The sequence below is a fragment of the Citrobacter sp. JUb117 genome (assembly GCF_024809055.1).
Taxonomy (GTDB): Bacteria; Pseudomonadota; Gammaproteobacteria; order Enterobacterales; family Enterobacteriaceae; genus Citrobacter; species Citrobacter gillenii.
In genome coordinates, this window is sequence record NZ_JANUFB010000002.1 from 141877 (window position 1) to 157926 (window position 16050).

Here is a 16050-nt window from a genome sequence, read left to right on the forward strand (position 1 = left end):
TTCTTCCGGGGGCTTTTTTTTTGGTGCGTGACCCAGACCGATTCAGACAGGATAACGAGGACAAAAGAATGTTAGACAATACCCGTTTACGCATAGCTATGCAGAAATCAGGCCGCTTAAGCGATGATTCACGCGAATTACTGGCCCGCTGTGGCATTAAAATTAATCTTCACACCCAGCGCCTGATTGCGATGGCAGAGAACATGCCGATTGATATTCTCCGCGTGCGTGATGACGATATTCCGGGTCTGGTGATGGACGGCGTGGTTGACCTCGGCATCATTGGTGAAAACGTTTTAGAAGAAGAGTTGCTCAACCGCCGGGCGCAGGGCGAAGATCCGCGCTACTTTACGCTGCGTCGTCTCGACTTCGGTGGCTGTCGCCTCTCGTTAGCCACCCCGGCTGACGAAGCCTGGGACGGCCCGGCTTCGCTGAACGGTAAACGTGTTGCCACTTCCTACCCGCACCTGCTGAAACGTTATCTCGATCAGAAAGGTGTCACGTTTAAATCCTGCCTGCTAAACGGCTCAGTAGAAGTTGCCCCGCGTGCGGGCCTGGCCGATGCGATTTGCGATCTGGTCTCAACCGGCGCCACGCTGGAAGCCAACGGCCTGCGTGAAGTCGAAGTGATTTACCGCTCCAAAGCCTGCCTGATCCAGCGCGACGGCGAGATGGCGGAAGCCAAGCAGCAGCTGATCGATAAATTACTGACCCGCATTCAGGGCGTGATTCAGGCCCGCGAATCCAAGTACATCATGATGCACGCCCCAACCGAACGTCTGGACGAGGTCATCGCCCTGCTGCCAGGCGCAGAGCGTCCAACTATTCTGCCACTGGCAGGCGATCAGCAGCGCGTGGCCATGCACATGGTCAGCAGCGAAACCCTGTTCTGGGAAACCATGGAAAAACTGAAAGCGCTCGGTGCCAGTTCGATTCTGGTGCTGCCAATTGAGAAGATGATGGAGTGATCTGATGCCTGATGGCGCTTCGCTTATCAGGCCTACAAGAATTGTCACAATCATTGATATTACGGGTCTTGTAGGCCGGATAAGGCAGCACCGCCATCCGGCAACACCCGATAATGGAGTAACGACCATGAGCTTCAATACCCTGATTGACTGGAATACCTGCAGCATCGAACAGCAACGCGAATTGCTGATGCGCCCGGCAATCTCTGCCTCGGACAGCATCACCCGTACCGTCAGCGACATTCTGGATAACGTCAAATCACGCGGTGATGCGGCGCTGCGCGAATACAGCGCCAAATTTGATAAAACCACCGTCAGCGCGCTGAAAGTCAGTGCCGAAGAGATTTCTGCCGCCAGCGCGCGTCTGAGTGAGGACCTCAAGCAGGCGATGGCGGTCGCGGTGAAAAATATTGAAACGTTTCACAACGCGCAAAAACTGCCCGCGGTAGATATTGAAACGCAGCCCGGCGTGCGCTGCCAGCAGGTGACCCGTCCGGTCAGCTCCGTCGGTTTGTATATTCCGGGGGGATCGGCCCCACTCTTCTCTACGGTATTAATGCTCGCCACTCCAGCCCGTATTGCCGGTTGCCAACGCGTTGTGCTGTGCTCGCCACCGCCTATCGCCGACGAAATTTTGTATGCGGCGCAGCTGTGCGGTGTGCAAGAAGTGTTTAACGTCGGTGGCGCCCAGGCAATTGCCGCTCTGGCCTTCGGTAGCGAATCGGTACCCAAAGTCGACAAAATTTTTGGCCCCGGTAATGCCTGGGTAACTGAGGCCAAGCGCCAGGTAAGCCAGCGTCTGGACGGTGCGGCCATTGATATGCCGGCCGGACCTTCCGAAGTCCTGGTGATTGCCGACAGCGGCGCGACCCCGGATTTCGTCGCCTCCGATCTGCTCTCGCAGGCCGAGCACGGCCCGGACTCTCAGGTGATCCTGCTGACGCCAGATGCCGGGATAGCCCGCCGCGTGGCTGACGCCGTTGAACGCCAGCTTGCTGAACTACCACGCGCGGAAACAGCGCGTCAGGCGCTGAGCGCCAGCCGTCTGATTGTGACCCGGGATCTGGCGCAGTGCATCGCCATTTCTAACCAGTACGGCCCAGAGCATCTGATCATTCAGACCCGTAACGCCCGTGAACTGGTCGATGACATCACCAGCGCCGGCTCCGTGTTTCTCGGTGACTGGTCACCGGAATCCGCCGGTGATTATGCCTCAGGGACAAACCACGTGCTACCGACCTACGGTTACACCGCGACCTGTTCAAGCCTCGGGCTGGCAGACTTCCAAAAGCGGATGACCGTCCAGGAACTGTCGCCACAAGGTTTCTCAGCTCTCGCCTCAACCATCGAAACGCTGGCCGCCGCGGAGCGACTGACCGCCCACAAAAATGCCGTCACCCTGCGTGTTAACGCCCTCAAGGAGCAAGCATGAGCACTGACAACATTCTTAGCGTCACCGATTTAGCCCGTAAAAATGTCCGCGAACTGACGCCCTATCAGTCTGCCCGTCGTTTGGGCGGTAATGGCGACGTCTGGCTGAATGCCAACGAGTTCCCGACGGCCGTTGAGTTTCAGCTCAGCCAGCAGACGCTTAACCGTTACCCGGAATGTCAGCCAAAAGCGGTGATTGAGAATTACGCACAGTACGCGGGCGTTAAACCGGAGCAGGTGTTGGTTAGCCGAGGGGCAGATGAAGGTATCGAACTGTTGGTACGCGCGTTTTGTGAACCCGGCCAGGATGCCATTCTTTACTGCCCGCCGACCTACGGCATGTACAGCGTCAGCGCTGAGACCATCGGCGTGGAATGCCGCACCGTGCCTACGCTTGCCGACTGGCAGCTCGATCTCCAGGGCATTGCCGACAAGCTTAATGGCGTGAAGGTGGTTTACGTTTGCAGCCCAAACAATCCGACCGGCCAGTTGATTAACCCACAAGATCTACGCTCGCTGCTTGAAATGACCCAAGGTAAAGCCATTGTGGTCGCCGATGAAGCGTACATTGAGTTCTGTCCGCAGGCGACGCTGGCCGGCTGGTTAACGGAATATCCACACCTGGTGGTTCTGCGTACCCTTTCCAAGGCGTTTGCGCTGGCAGGGTTGCGCTGCGGATTTACGCTGGCCAATGAAGAGGTGATTAACCTGCTGTTGAAAGTGATCGCCCCCTATCCGCTGTCGACGCCAGTAGCCGATATCGCCGCCCAGGCGCTGACGCCACAAGGCATTGCCGCCATGCGTGAACGCGTAGCGCAGATCCTACAAGAGCGTCAGTACCTGGTGGATGCCCTGAACACGATCCCCTGCGTGGAGCAGGTTTTCACCTCTGAAACCAACTATATTCTGGCCCGCTTTACCGCTTCCAGTTCTGTGTTTAAATCTTTGTGGGATCAGGGCATTATCTTACGAGACCAGAACAAACAACCTTCATTAAGCGGCTGCCTGCGGATCACCATCGGCACCCGTGAAGAAAGCCAGCGCGTCATTGACGCTTTACGTGCGGAGCAAGTATGAGCCAGAAGTATCTTTTTATTGACCGTGATGGAACCCTGATTTCAGAACCGCCAAGTGACTTTCAGGTTGATCGCTTTGACAAACTGGCCTTTGAGCCGGAGGTTGTCCCTGCCCTGCTCAAGCTGCAAAATGCCGGTTATAAACTGGTGATGATCACCAACCAGGATGGACTGGGAACGCAAAGCTTCCCGCAGGCTGAGTTTGACGGGCCGCATAACCTGATGATGCAGATTTTCACCTCGCAGGGCGTGGTGTTTGATGAGGTGCTGATCTGCCCGCACCTGCCAGCAGACGAATGCGACTGCCGTAAACCAAAAGTGAAGCTGGTCGAACAGTATCTGGCTGAACAGGCGCTGGATACCGCGAACAGCTACGTGATTGGCGACCGCGCAACCGACATTCAGCTGGCTGAAAACATGGGAATCGGCGGGTTACGCTACCACCGTGACACCCTGAACTGGTCGATGATTAGCGAACAGCTGACCAAACGCGACCGCTACGCCCACGTTGAGCGTAATACCAAAGAAACGCAGATTGACGTCAAAGTGTGGCTGGACCGCGAGGGCCGCAGCAAAATTAATACCGGCGTCGGCTTCTTTGACCACATGCTTGATCAAATCTCGACCCACGGCGGTTTTCGCATGGAAATCACCGTCAAGGGCGACTTGTATATTGACGATCACCACACCGTAGAAGATACCGGTCTGGCGCTGGGCGAAGCGTTAAAACTGGCGTTGGGTGACAAGCGTGGCATCAACCGCTTCGGGTTTGTGCTGCCAATGGACGAATGCCTGGCCCGCTGCGCGCTGGATATCTCCGGACGTCCGCACCTGGAATACCGGGCTGAATTCACCTATCAGCGCGTTGGCGATCTGAGCACCGAGATGATCGAGCACTTTTTCCGTTCGCTCTCTTACACCATGGGCGTGACGCTGCACCTGAAGACCAAGGGTAAAAACGATCACCACCGTGTGGAAAGCCTGTTCAAGGCCTTTGGCCGCACGCTGCGCCAGGCGATTCGCGTTGAGGGCGATACCCTTCCCTCCTCAAAAGGAGTGCTGTGATGAACGTGGTGATCCTCGACACCGGATGCGCCAACCTCAACTCGGTGAAATCTGCCGTGGCGCGTCACGGTTATGACCCCATCGTCAGCCGCGACGCCGATGTGGTACTGCGCGCCGATAAGCTTTTTCTGCCCGGCGTCGGGACCGCGCAGGCGGCGATGGATCAGCTACGTGAACGCGAACTGATTGAGCTGATCAAAGCCTGTACCCAACCGGTTCTGGGGATTTGTTTGGGTATGCAACTGCTCGGTCGGCGCAGTGCAGAGAGCAATGGAGTCGATATGCTGGGTATTATTGAGCAAGACGTACCTAAGATGACTGACTTTGGCCTGCCACTGCCGCATATGGGCTGGAACCGGGTGTATCCGCAGGCGGGAAATCGCCTGTTCCGCGGCATTGACGATGGCGCGTATTTTTATTTTGTTCACAGCTACGCAATGCCGGTCAATCCCTCGACCATTGCCCAGTGCCATTACGGTGAACCGTTCACTGCAGCGGTACAAAAAGACAATTTCTTCGGCGTACAGTTTCACCCTGAGCGCTCGGGTGCCGCTGGGGCGCTGTTGCTGAAAAATTTTCTGGAGATGTGATGATTATTCCGGCATTAGATTTAATCGACGGCACAGTTGTGCGTCTCCACCAGGGCGATTACACCACCCAGCGTGATTACGGCAACAATCCCCTGCCGCGCTTGCAGGATTACGCCGCACAAGGTGCACAGGTTCTGCACCTGGTAGATTTAACCGGCGCGAAAGATCCGCTCAAGCGTCAGATCCCGCTGATTAAAACGCTGGTCGCCGGTGTCAACGTACCGGTGCAGGTTGGCGGCGGTGTGCGCACAGAAGAGGACGTTGCGGCCCTGCTGGCAGCCGGCGTGGCGCGCGTTGTGGTTGGCTCGACGGCGGTAAAATCACCTGAAGTCGTCAAAGGCTGGTTCGAGCGTTTCGGTGCGGATGCGCTGGTGTTGGCGCTGGACGTTCGTATTGACGAGCACGGTAATAAACAGGTTGCGGTCAGTGGCTGGCAGGAAGATTCCGGGGTTTCACTGGAAGAACTGGTTGAGACCTATTTACCCGTCGGCCTGAAGCACGTGCTGTGCACCGATATCTCACGCGACGGCACGCTGGCCGGCTCAAACGTCGCGCTGTATGAAGAAGTGTGCGCCAAATACCCGCAGTTGGCATTTCAGTCATCTGGCGGCATTGGCGGAATCGAGGACGTAGCGGCCCTGCGCGGGACCGGAGTTCGAGGCGTGATCGTCGGACGCGCGCTGCTGGAAGGAAAATTCACCGTTGAGGAGGCCATTCAATGCTGGCAAAACGCATAATTCCGTGTCTGGACGTTCGCGATGGTCAGGTAGTGAAAGGCGTCCAGTTTCGTAATCACGAGGTCATCGGTGACATCGTCCCGCTGGCGAAACGCTATGCCGACGAGGGCGCAGATGAGCTGGTGTTCTACGATATCACCGCCTCCAGCGATGGACGTGTAGTCGATAAGAGCTGGGTATCGCGCGTAGCGGAAGTGATCGACATCCCGTTCTGCGTGGCGGGCGGGATTAAGTCAGTGGACGATGCTGCGAAAATACTGACTTTCGGCGCTGATAAAATTTCAGTCAACTCACCTGCGCTGGCTGACCCGTCGCTGATTACCCGCCTGGCCGAACGCTTTGGCGTACAGTGCATCGTGGTTGGGATCGATACCTGGCATGACGCCGAAACCGGGAAGTATCACGTTAATCAATACACCGGCGATGAAAGCCGTACCCGCGTCACCCAGTGGGAAACCCTCGACTGGGTTCAAGAGGTGCAAAAACTCGGCGCAGGTGAAATCGTCCTCAATATGATGAACCAGGACGGCGTGCGTAACGGCTACGATCTCGAGCAGCTGAAAAAAGTACGTGAAGTATGCCACGTTCCGCTGATCGCCTCCGGCGGCGCAGGAACCATGGAACACTTCCATGCTGCCTTCCAGGATGCGGATGTCGATGGCGCGCTCGCCGCTTCAGTGTTCCACAAGCAGATTATTAATATTGGTGAATTAAAAACGTACCTGGCAACGCAGGGCGTGGAGATCAGGATATGTTAACGAAGCAACAATGCCGCGAACTGGACTGGGAAAAAACCGACGGACTGATGCCGGTTGTCGTACAGCATGCGGTCTCCGGCGAAGTATTGATGCTGGGTTATATGAACCTTGAAGCACTGGACAAAACGCTTGAAAGCGGCAAAGTGACCTTTTTCTCGCGCACCAAACAGCGCCTGTGGACCAAGGGCGAAACCTCCGGCAACTTCCTCAATGTGGTCAGCATTACGCCCGATTGCGATAACGACACGTTGCTGGTGCTGGTGAACCCGATTGGGCCCACCTGCCATAAAGGGACCAGCAGCTGTTTTGGCGAGGCTAGCCACCAGTGGCTGTTCCTGTATCAGCTTGAGCAATTGCTGGCTGAGCGTAAAACGGCAGACCCGGAGAGTTCCTACACGGCTAAGCTGTATGCCAGCGGCACCAAACGCATCGCCCAGAAAGTCGGTGAAGAAGGCGTGGAGACCGCGCTGGCCGCAACGGTACATGACCGTTTCGAACTGACCAATGAGGCATCCGATCTGATGTATCACCTGCTGGTACTGCTACAGGATCAGGATCTCGATCTGACCACGGTAATAGAGAATTTGCGTCAGCGGCATCAGTAAACTTCGGGCGTAAAAAAACCGGGCGATACCCGGTTTTTTGTTTTTTAGCTCTGCGTCATACTGACTTACTGCGCTTTTGCTTTGTAGCCCCGTAACGCATTGCGCCCCAGCACCACGCCCGCGCCAATCATTCCCCCGAGCAGTACCGCCAGTACCAGCGTAATGGATTTCTTCGGGCTGTCGCGACGAATCGGTAAGGTCGGTTTCATTACATAGCGGTAGGCGTGCACACTTTCCGGTTCCACTTTCAACGCCTGAACAGACAGCAGATTTTGACGCGTCTGATAGTATTGGTCAGAGAACGTTAACGGGCGAGTCGCTTCGTTCTTCACCATGGAAGAAAGCGCCTCACTGCCCAGCATAAACATGGTGTCCTGAGAAACCTGATCGGCCTGCTGGACCTGCGGCAACTTAATGTTGGACTGTTCCGCCACCTTGAGCGCCTGAATCATCTGCGCAATGCGCAATGCTTTTTGCTCCTCCGCCACCGTTTCTTGCGCTTCGAGCGACTTTTGCAAATCTGCGACTCGGTTTTTCACGCTCATGGACAGGTCAGCATTCAACTCCTTTGCCACACTTTCATCGACCTGCTGAATATATTGCGCCAGCGTTTTTTGTGCTTCCTCAGCAGTACGGCTGGTGTAGGAAACCTTTAATGGTAATGTCTGACCTTTCACCGCCGCATCAATAGTCAGTTTTTCCGGCATATCCTGGTTATCCAGCGTTTCCGCTAATGCAGAGAATGCTGAGCTAAAACGACCAATAAACCCCGTCTGCACATCGGTGACTTTGGGCGCATTGTCGCCAAACAATACACTCATGGCATTATTGTAGCTGGCTAGCTGACCTACATCAGGCTGAGTCACAATCGCCGTCGAGGTCCATTTCTCTTTGGCCACCGTCAGATAACCCACCGCAAGGAGGATAGCAACAACAACACAGACAACAATCGTCATTTTTCCGCGCCACAACTGCATCACTAAATCAATTAAATCAATCTGTTCCGGATCGTTACTGCGCCCGGATACGTTGTTATCACCGACAGACATAATTACCCTAAATGAGGAAAGACTTAACGCCAATAGTTTAGCCATAAATTCAGGTAATGCCATAGGATTACTGATAAAAAATACAGATTATTTAAGTGATATTGATTGGTATTTTAATCACTACTTAAAAAGTTAGCCGGGCAATCATAGCAGTCAACAATGAAAATCTGACTGGTGCGACTATTCATGCCATCCTATCAATTCACGTTGTGAATAAAAATGACGTAACCAGAAAAACCGAACAGGGTAATAACACATAACGATTATCTTTTTTATCGTCAAACGGTATGATTCTCCCTTTCTGGCGCCTGATGGCGCCTGGCAACTATAAAGCCAGAAAGAGGTACAAAAATGAAATACCTGGTTACGGGTGCCGCCGGTTTTATCGGCTTCCACGTTTGTAAACGCTTACTGGACGCTGGCCACCAGGTGGTCGGTATGGATAATCTCAACGATTACTACGATGTCAGCCTTAAGCAGGCGCGCCTGGCGTTGCTGGTACACCCCGGATTCCATTTTCATAAGCTTGATTTAGCTGACCGGGAAAGCATGGCGGCACTCTTCGCGGACGAGCGCTTTGATCGCGTAATCCATCTCGCCGCACAGGCGGGCGTTCGATACTCAATCGACAATCCACATGCTTACGCAGACTCCAATCTGACAGGCTTTTTGAACGTACTGGAAGGGTGTCGACATAACCAAATCCAACACCTGCTCTATGCCTCCTCCAGTTCGGTTTACGGCCTGAACCGCAAGATGCCGTTTGCCACAGATGATTCCGTTGATCACCCCGTGTCCTTATATGCGGCAACCAAAAAAGCCAACGAGTTGATGGCGCATACCTATTCACATTTGTATGGACTACCGACCACGGGTTTGCGTTTCTTCACCGTGTACGGCCCGTGGGGTCGCCCGGATATGGCGCTGTTTAAGTTCACCAAAGCGATGCTGGAAGGGAAAAGCATCGACGTCTATAACTTTGGTAAAATGAAGCGTGACTTTACCTATATTGATGATATCGCCGAGGCGATTGTTCGCCTGCAGGACATTATTCCGCAGACCGATGCACAATGGACCGTTGAAACCGGTACTCCGGCTACCAGTATTGCCCCCTATCGCGTCTACAATATTGGCAATAGTGCCCCGGTCGAGTTGATGGATTACATCAAAGCACTGGAAGAAGCGCTAGGTATTGAAGCCACTAAAAATATGCTGCCACTGCAACCCGGAGACGTGCTGGAAACCAGCGCAGATTCTCAAGCACTATACGACGTGACTGGTTTTAAACCCGAAACAACCGTTAAAGATGGTGTGAAAAACTTTGTAGGCTGGTATCGCGATTTCTATGCGGTATAAATTCATTCGTTCTGAAATATAAAAGAGGCCTTTTAAATGGCCTCTTTTATTCGCGATATAGATTAGTCATTACCAAACAGATCGCGGGTGTACACCTTATCGGCGACATCACTTAGTTCCGGCGTCATACGGTTAGAAATGATAATGTCCGCTTCATTTTTAAACACATCTAAATCACGTACCACCCGCGAATGGAAAAATTCATCCTCTTTCATTACCGGTTCAAAAATAATCACCGGCACGCCTTTGGCTTTAATCCGCTTCATGATCCCCTGAATGGACGATGCGCGGAAGTTATCAGAACCACTTTTCATAATTAAGCGATAAACCCCCACCACCTTCGGCTTGCGTGCAAGGATGGAGTCGGCAATAAAGTCTTTGCGCGTGCGGTTGGCATCCACAATGGCAGAGATAAGATTATTGGGAACCGACTGGTAGTTTGCCAGCAACTGTTTGGTGTCTTTCGGCAGGCAATAGCCGCCATAACCAAATGAGGGGTTGTTATAGTGATTGCCAATACGCGGATCCAGACAGACGCCTTCAATGATTTGGCGGGTATCGAGACCTAAGCTCTCAGCATAACTGTCAAGCTCGTTAAAGTACGCCACGCGCATGGCAAGATAGGTATTGGCAAACAGTTTAATGGCTTCTGCTTCGGTTGAGTCGGTAAATAATGTGGGAATGTCTTGCTTGATGGCACCTTCCTGCAACAAGGCAGCAAATCGTTCAGCACGCGCGGAACGTTCACCAATCACAATACGTGAAGGATGAAGATTGTCATAAAGCGCCTTCCCTTCCCGCAGGAACTCCGGTGAGAAAATAATATTTTCCGTGCCAAGACGTTCTTTAATCGACTGGGTAAAACCAACCGGAATAGTTGATTTTATAATCATTACCGCCTGCGGATTTATTTCCAGTACATCACGGATGACTGACTCCACGCTGGACGTATTGAAGTAGTTGGTTTTAGGATCGTAATCGGTTGGCGTGGCAATAATGACGTAGTCAGCATTGCGATAAGCCTCTTGCTTGTCGGTGGTTGCGCGGAAGTTGAGATCTTTTGTGGCCAGATACTCTTCAATTTCTTTATCAGCAATCGGTGACTGTTTCTGATTCAGCATGTCCACTTTGGATTGCACAATATCCAGCGCAACCACCTCGTGGTGCTGGGCAATCAGAATACCGTTCGATAGCCCCACATAACCTGTACCTGAAATCGTTATTTTCATTAGCTCTAACTTCTTCTGGTTAAACATTAAAGAGTGAACAACTCACCATCGTTAGACCCAACGTTGTCGTATCGGATCAGCATAGTTGCATTATATCGTGATTTAGCACAGCTACGCCTATCAGACCTGACCGAATGCCGTTTTTTGCCCATAAAAAAGCCCGGAGGAGTGCTCCGGGCCTGCATTTTCGTTAGGGCTAAATCAGATTAATCCAGCCATTCCGTATGGAACACGCCTTCTTTATCTGTGCGCTTATAGGTGTGCGCACCGAAGTAGTCACGCTGCGCCTGGATCAGGTTAGCAGGCAGAACTTCTGCACGATAGCTGTCGTAATAGGCAACCGCCGCGGAGAAGGTCGGAACCGGAATACCGTTCTGCACGGCATACGCCACCACATCACGCAGCGCCTGCTGATATTCATCAGCAATGTTCTTGAAGTACGGATCAAGCAGCAGGTTAGCGATACCGGAATTTTTAGCGTAAGCATCGGTGATCTTCTGCAGGAACTGCGCACGAATGATGCAGCCGGCACGGAAGATCTTGGCAATCTCACCGTAGTTCAGATCCCAGTTGTGTTCGTCAGAAGCGGCACGCAGCTGAGAGAAGCCCTGGGCGTAAGACACAATTTTACCCAGATACAGTGCACGACGCACTTTCTCGATAAATTCGGTTTTGTCGCCCGCAAGCTGAGCTTTAGGTCCGGTCAGGACTTTAGAAGCTGCAACACGCTGCTCTTTCAGAGAGGAGATATAACGCGCAAATACGGATTCAGTGATCAGCGACAGCGGCTCTCCGAGATCCAGAGAGCTCTGGCTAGTCCATTTACCGGTGCCTTTGTTCGCCGCTTCATCCAAAATGACGTCAACCAGGTATTTACCTTCTTCATCTTTTTTGGTGAAGATGTCTTTGGTGATGTCGATCAGATAGCTGCTCAGTTCACCATTGTTCCATTCGGTGAAAGTGCTTGCCAGCTCTTCATTCGACAGGTTCAAACCACCTTTCAGCAAGGAGTAGGCTTCAGCAATCAGCTGCATATCGCCATATTCGATACCGTTGTGAACCATCTTCACGTAGTGACCCGCACCGTCCGCACCGATGTACGTTACGCACGGCTCACCGTCTTCGGCGACAGCAGCGATCTTCGTCAGAATCGGCGCAACCAGCTCGTACGCTTCTTTCTGACCACCAGGCATGATAGAAGGCCCTTTCAGCGCGCCCTCTTCACCACCGGAAACACCAGTACCGATAAAGTTAAAGCCTTGCGCAGACAGTTCACGATTACGACGGATAGTGTCCTGGAAGAAGGTATTACCGCCATCAATGATGATGTCGCCTTTATCCAGGTACGGCTTCAGGGAATCGATGGCAGCGTCGGTGCCTGCGCCCGCTTTCACCATTAACAGGATACGACGCGGGGTTTCAAGAGACTCGACGAACTCTTTCACCGTGTAATAAGGAACCAGTTTCTTACCCGGGTTCTCGGCAACAACTTCTTCAGTTTTTTCGCGGGAGCGGTTGAAGATAGAGACGGTATAACCACGGCTTTCTATGTTGAGCGCCAGGTTGCGCCCCATCACTGCCATACCGACGACGCCGATCTGTTGCTTGGACATTACATACTCCTGTCAGGTGTGGTCACCGCGCGACGTATGCGCGGCTTGAAATGTGGTGTAGATGTTAACTCAGGAATAGATGGGATGAATAGCATTTGCTGCACTATGCCACACTGATTGGAAAATTACGCGGGCAAAAAGAATCTTTCCTGAACAGGAACCCATAGATTTCTATTTTCGCAACAGCTCAAGTATTTCTTTGGTGCGCGCTTCCATCAGCGCCGGGTTACCGCGTGATTCCACGTTCAGACGCACCACCGGCTCGGTATTCGACGAGCGCAGGTTAAAGCGCCAGTCGGCCCAGGCCATGCTGATACCATCGGTGTTGTCGACCTCCAACGCATGGCTGGCAAAGTGTTCTGCCACCCGGGCGATGGCCGTCGCCGGTTCGGCAAGCTTGCTGTTGATTTCGCCGCTTGCCGGAAAGGCTGCCATGCGGTCGCACACCAGCTCACCCAGCGTTTTACCGCGCAGGCACAGCAGTTCGGTCACCAGCAGCCACGGAATCATCCCGCTGTCGCAGTAAGCAAAATCGCGGAAGTAGTGATGGGCGCTCATCTCGCCACCGTAAATTGCATCTTCCTGACGCATGCGCTCCTTGATGAAGGCATGGCCGGTTTTCGACATCACCGGCGTGCCGCCTGCGGCGCTCACCACGTCCACGGTGTTCCACGATAAACGCGGGTCATGAATAATTTTCGCCCCCGGGTTGCGCTTGAGGAACGCCTCCGCCAGCAGGCCGACGATGTAGTAGCCCTCGATGAACTGCCCGGTTTCATCGAACAGGAAGCAGCGGTCGAAATCGCCGTCGAAGGCAATCCCCATGTCGGCACAGTGTTCAATGACCGCATTGCGGGTGTCGGCCCGGCACTCCGGCAGCAACGGGTTTGGAATACCGTTCGGGAAATTACCGTCAGGGGTGTTGTGTACTTTAATGAAGGTTACCGGTATGTTCAACACCTTAAAGCGCGCTTCCAGCGCATCCACCACCGGGCCTGCCGCACCGTTACCGGAGTTGATAACCAACTTCAACGGTCTGAGATTTTTCACGTCGATGTAGCCAAGCAGATGGTCGAGATACGCCTCGCGCAGGTCGATTTTCTGATAACCACCGCGCTGCGACGCCTCCACCACAGGGAAGTCATTGGTTTCCGCCAGACGCTGAACATCACGCAGCCCGGTATCGCCGCTTATTGGGCGAGCACCTTCGCGTACGAGCTTCATGCCGTTGTAATCCATTGGGTTGTGACTGGCGGTCACTTCAATACCGCCGTCCACGCCGAGGTGGAAGGTGGCGAAATAAATCTCTTCCGTACCGGAGAGTCCGATATCCAGCACATCAACGCCCGCGTCGCGCAGGCCCTTCGCCAGTGCCATCTTCAGCGCTTCACTGGTGAGACGCACGTCGCCGCCAAGGACGATGGTTTTCGGTTTCAGGTATTCGCCATAGGCCCGGCCAATACGCCAGGCGATGTCTTCGTTAAGTTCATCGCCCAAACGGCCACGGATATCGTAGGCTTTAAAACAGGTTAACTTTTCCATAATGACCTTATGCTACTCTCAAGCTCGACCATACCGGTCTGCCAAACGCACAATATCGTCCTCTTCAAGATAAGAACCTGAGCGAACTTCAATCAATTCAAGCGGGATCTTTCCAGGATTTTCAAGACAGTGTTTCGCACCAACGGGAACGTAAACGGACTCATTTTCGCCCAACAACCGAATTTTGTCATTAACCATAACCTGTGCAGTTCCCGCAACGATTATCCAATGCTCAGCGCGGTGATGATGCATCTGCAAAGAGATCCCTTCGCCAGGTTTAACCGTCAGCCGTTTCACTTGGTAACGTTCACCGGTATCGATGGAATCGTACTTCCCCCAAGGACGATATACTTCGCGGTGGGTATGATGTTCATGCCGGCCATCGGTCTTAATGGATTCGACAATTTTTTTGACATCCTGAACAGAGTTACGATCGGCAATCAGCACCGCATCTTTAGTCAGAACCACAACCAAATCCTTCACGCCGACGGTAGCCAACAAGCCTGATTCGGAATACAGAAAACTGTTTTCAGTGTTATGAGAAAGTACATCACCAGTAACCACATTTCCTTCCGGCGACTTGCGACTGATATCCCACAAAGAGGACCAGGAACCTACATCGCTCCAGCCAGCATCCATAGGTACAACTACAGCGTCTGAAGTTAGTTCCATCACTGCGTAATCAATTGATTCATCAGGACAAGCCATAAACGCTTCTTCATCAACCCGAATAAAATCAAGATCTGGATCAACAACGCTCATAGCTTTTTCGCACGCGGCTAAGATATCGGGACGGAACTTCTGTAATTCTTCTATATAGCGATCGGCGCGGAATAAAAACATACCGCTGTTCCAGTAGTATTCGCCACTAGCCACGTATGTTTCAGCCGTTTCCATATTTGGCTTCTCAACAAACTGAGCGACTTTGAATGCACCAGTAGTATCAACACCGCTACTGGCATCACCTCGGCGAATGTAGCCATAACCCGTTTCAGGTTTATTTGGAACAATGCCGAAGGTGACCAGCTTTCCATTCTGCGCATGAGGTAAAGCTTTGCGCACTGCAGCACGAAAGGCTTCTTCGTCCTGAATAACGTGGTCGGCAGGTAAAACCAGCATCAGGGCGTGAACGTCAGGCTCAGTCCGAGTTGCTGCTAACGCCGCCAACGCAATCGCCGGAGCAGTGTTGCGACCAACCGGCTCCAGAATAATATTTTTCGTCAGTTTATCCATCTGACGCAATTGTTCAGCGACTATGAAGCGGTGTTGTTCATTGCAAATCACCACAGGGTTATCGCAGTCAATGCCTTTCAGGCGATGAATTGTCGCCTGTAACATCGTTAACTCTCCATCCAGGCGAAGGAACTGCTTTGGAAAGAGAACACGAGAGAGTGGCCATAAACGGCTACCGGTTCCGCCGGCCATAATGATTGGTAAAATCATATTATTTTTTCGCATAAAACTCGTCTTTTTTAGTGCTCATAAATGTTGATAGCCGTAATTTCCTGGAGAAACTCGACATAGCAAACTCACATGTATAGTTAGCGAAAACTGAGTAATAATCTTGAACGTTAGCCAATCTATTAACTGCCGTTTACAGTCATACATGGTGGTAGCAATCATTATCTGTATGCCTTCTTTGAACTAATGCCTTCGAAACCGACGAGTGAATTATTGCAGGATTTACTAAAGCCATCACTCAGGAATATTATATTAAAAAACCTCAACAAGCCCCACGCGACATATACTAACATACATTTTCGTAACTTCATTAACATCATCGACTATAGATATACAGGTATATTACTGTAGCAATCAACTGCATTTACGACTATCAAAAAACCTTTCCTTTCCTTTGAATATAAAATTAAATTATTTTATTAACCCAGAAAAACTTTTCAAGGAAAACAAGATACTGAATAAATCATTTTTCATCAATTTCACGCCACTAATAAATACGCGATAAATCAATTTTCCGCTCGATAGAAAAATTGGCAACCTGTATCAGTACCTTTGCTGATTAGTTTTAAC

14 protein-coding genes and 1 other annotated feature (1 of these 15 only partly in view) are annotated in these 16050 nt (G+C 52.2%); of the genes, 9 read left to right on the top strand and 5 right to left on the bottom strand.

The genetic code is table 11. The features are described from left to right. Positions 1 to 21 (top strand) — a sequence feature (His leader region) (it extends 102 nt beyond the left edge of the window). A 47-nt stretch (positions 22 to 68) separates the two neighbouring features. The 8 genes from hisG (at position 69) to hisIE (ending at position 7230) form a co-directional block, all read left to right on the top strand. Continuing rightward, on the top strand, positions 69 to 968 hold the full coding sequence (hisG, locus tag M2374_RS04625; RefSeq protein WP_096756624.1) for an ATP phosphoribosyltransferase: 900 nt from the start codon (positions 69 to 71) through the stop codon (positions 966 to 968). 127 nt (positions 969 to 1095) lie between these two features. Further along, complete coding sequence (gene hisD / locus M2374_RS04630) at positions 1096 to 2400, top strand: histidinol dehydrogenase (RefSeq protein WP_115258136.1); 1305 nt, start codon at positions 1096 to 1098, stop codon at positions 2398 to 2400. Continuing rightward, complete coding sequence (gene hisC, locus M2374_RS04635; RefSeq protein ID WP_181688993.1) at positions 2397 to 3476, top strand: histidinol-phosphate transaminase; 1080 nt, start codon at positions 2397 to 2399, stop codon at positions 3474 to 3476. Before hisD ends, hisC begins: the two co-directional genes overlap by 4 nt. Then, complete coding sequence (gene hisB / locus M2374_RS04640; protein ID WP_135911840.1) at positions 3473 to 4540, top strand: bifunctional histidinol-phosphatase/imidazoleglycerol-phosphate dehydratase HisB; 1068 nt, start codon at positions 3473 to 3475, stop codon at positions 4538 to 4540. Before hisC ends, hisB begins: the two co-directional genes overlap by 4 nt. Continuing rightward, positions 4540 to 5130: an imidazole glycerol phosphate synthase subunit HisH gene (gene hisH / locus M2374_RS04645; protein WP_117343300.1), complete on the top strand. Its 591-nt coding sequence runs from the start codon at positions 4540 to 4542 to the stop codon at positions 5128 to 5130. Before hisB ends, hisH begins: the two co-directional genes overlap by 1 nt. Further along, complete coding sequence (gene hisA / locus M2374_RS04650) at positions 5130 to 5867, top strand: 1-(5-phosphoribosyl)-5-[(5-phosphoribosylamino)methylideneamino]imidazole-4-carboxamide isomerase (protein WP_181688992.1); 738 nt, start codon at positions 5130 to 5132, stop codon at positions 5865 to 5867. The genes hisH and hisA overlap by 1 nt, the downstream gene beginning before the upstream one ends. After that, a complete protein-coding gene (gene hisF / locus M2374_RS04655; RefSeq protein ID WP_181688991.1) occupies positions 5849 to 6625 on the top strand; it encodes an imidazole glycerol phosphate synthase subunit HisF in 777 nt (258 codons plus the stop codon). The genes hisA and hisF overlap by 19 nt, the downstream gene beginning before the upstream one ends. Further along, the gene (gene hisIE, locus M2374_RS04660) at positions 6619 to 7230 is read left to right on the top strand and encodes a bifunctional phosphoribosyl-AMP cyclohydrolase/phosphoribosyl-ATP diphosphatase HisIE (RefSeq protein WP_137362966.1); all 612 of its coding nucleotides are present in this window, start codon (positions 6619 to 6621) and stop codon (positions 7228 to 7230) included. Before hisF ends, hisIE begins: the two co-directional genes overlap by 7 nt. 65 nt (positions 7231 to 7295) lie before the next feature. Here hisIE and wzzB read toward each other — a convergent pair whose 3' ends face one another. Beyond that, entirely contained in the window at positions 7296 to 8279 is a 984-nt protein-coding gene (wzzB, locus tag M2374_RS04665) for an LPS O-antigen chain length determinant protein WzzB (RefSeq protein ID WP_259153975.1), read from the bottom strand. Positions 8280 to 8630: 351 nt separating this feature from the next. Here wzzB and M2374_RS04670 point away from each other — a divergent pair, with 351 nt between their 5' ends. Then, positions 8631 to 9635, top strand: a complete 1005-nt coding sequence (locus M2374_RS04670; protein WP_181688989.1) for an NAD-dependent epimerase — start codon at positions 8631 to 8633, stop codon at positions 9633 to 9635. Between the two features lie 62 nt (positions 9636 to 9697). Here the strand turns inward: M2374_RS04670 and ugd are convergent, their stop codons facing one another. The 4 genes from ugd to cpsB all read right to left on the bottom strand — a co-directional run bounded on the left by ugd (position 9698) and on the right by cpsB (position 15462). Beyond that, entirely contained in the window at positions 9698 to 10864 is a 1167-nt protein-coding gene (gene ugd, locus M2374_RS04675; RefSeq protein ID WP_146716967.1) for a UDP-glucose 6-dehydrogenase, read from the bottom strand. Positions 10865 to 11070: 206 nt separating this feature from the next. Further along, positions 11071 to 12477 (bottom strand): NADP-dependent phosphogluconate dehydrogenase, encoded by a 1407-nt coding sequence (gene gndA, locus M2374_RS04680; protein ID WP_181624460.1) that lies wholly within the window; start codon positions 12475 to 12477, stop codon positions 11071 to 11073. Between the two features lie 171 nt (positions 12478 to 12648). Then, positions 12649 to 14019: a colanic acid biosynthesis phosphomannomutase CpsG gene (gene cpsG / locus M2374_RS04685; RefSeq protein WP_181688988.1), complete on the bottom strand. Its 1371-nt coding sequence runs from the start codon at positions 14017 to 14019 to the stop codon at positions 12649 to 12651. Between the two features lie 18 nt (positions 14020 to 14037). Continuing rightward, a complete protein-coding gene (gene cpsB / locus M2374_RS04690; RefSeq protein WP_181689122.1) occupies positions 14038 to 15462 on the bottom strand; it encodes a mannose-1-phosphate guanyltransferase in 1425 nt (474 codons plus the stop codon). Between the last annotated feature and the right edge of the window lie 588 nt (positions 15463 to 16050).

Excerpts from the sequence above, each read along its gene's own strand:
- hisG (WP_096756624.1), top strand. The coding sequence starts at position 69 with ATGTTAGACAATACCCGTTTACGCATAGCTATGCAGAAATCAGGCCGC.
- hisD (WP_115258136.1), top strand. The coding sequence starts at position 1,096 with ATGAGCTTCAATACCCTGATTGACTGGAATACCTGCAGCATCGAACAG.
- hisC (WP_181688993.1), top strand. The coding sequence starts at position 2,397 with ATGAGCACTGACAACATTCTTAGCGTCACCGATTTAGCCCGTAAAAAT.
- hisB (WP_135911840.1), top strand. The coding sequence starts at position 3,473 with ATGAGCCAGAAGTATCTTTTTATTGACCGTGATGGAACCCTGATTTCA.
- hisH (WP_117343300.1), top strand. The coding sequence starts at position 4,540 with ATGAACGTGGTGATCCTCGACACCGGATGCGCCAACCTCAACTCGGTG.
- hisA (WP_181688992.1), top strand. The coding sequence starts at position 5,130 with ATGATTATTCCGGCATTAGATTTAATCGACGGCACAGTTGTGCGTCTC.
- hisF (WP_181688991.1), top strand. The coding sequence starts at position 5,849 with ATGCTGGCAAAACGCATAATTCCGTGTCTGGACGTTCGCGATGGTCAG.
- hisIE (WP_137362966.1), top strand. The coding sequence starts at position 6,619 with ATGTTAACGAAGCAACAATGCCGCGAACTGGACTGGGAAAAAACCGAC.
- wzzB (WP_259153975.1), bottom strand. The coding sequence starts at position 8,279 with ATGTCTGTCGGTGATAACAACGTATCCGGGCGCAGTAACGATCCGGAA.
- M2374_RS04670 (WP_181688989.1), top strand. The coding sequence starts at position 8,631 with ATGAAATACCTGGTTACGGGTGCCGCCGGTTTTATCGGCTTCCACGTT.
- ugd (WP_146716967.1), bottom strand. The coding sequence starts at position 10,864 with ATGAAAATAACGATTTCAGGTACAGGTTATGTGGGGCTATCGAACGGT.
- gndA (WP_181624460.1), bottom strand. The coding sequence starts at position 12,477 with ATGTCCAAGCAACAGATCGGCGTCGTCGGTATGGCAGTGATGGGGCGC.
- cpsG (WP_181688988.1), bottom strand. The coding sequence starts at position 14,019 with ATGGAAAAGTTAACCTGTTTTAAAGCCTACGATATCCGTGGCCGTTTG.
- cpsB (WP_181689122.1), bottom strand. The coding sequence starts at position 15,462 with ATGATTTTACCAATCATTATGGCCGGCGGAACCGGTAGCCGTTTATGG.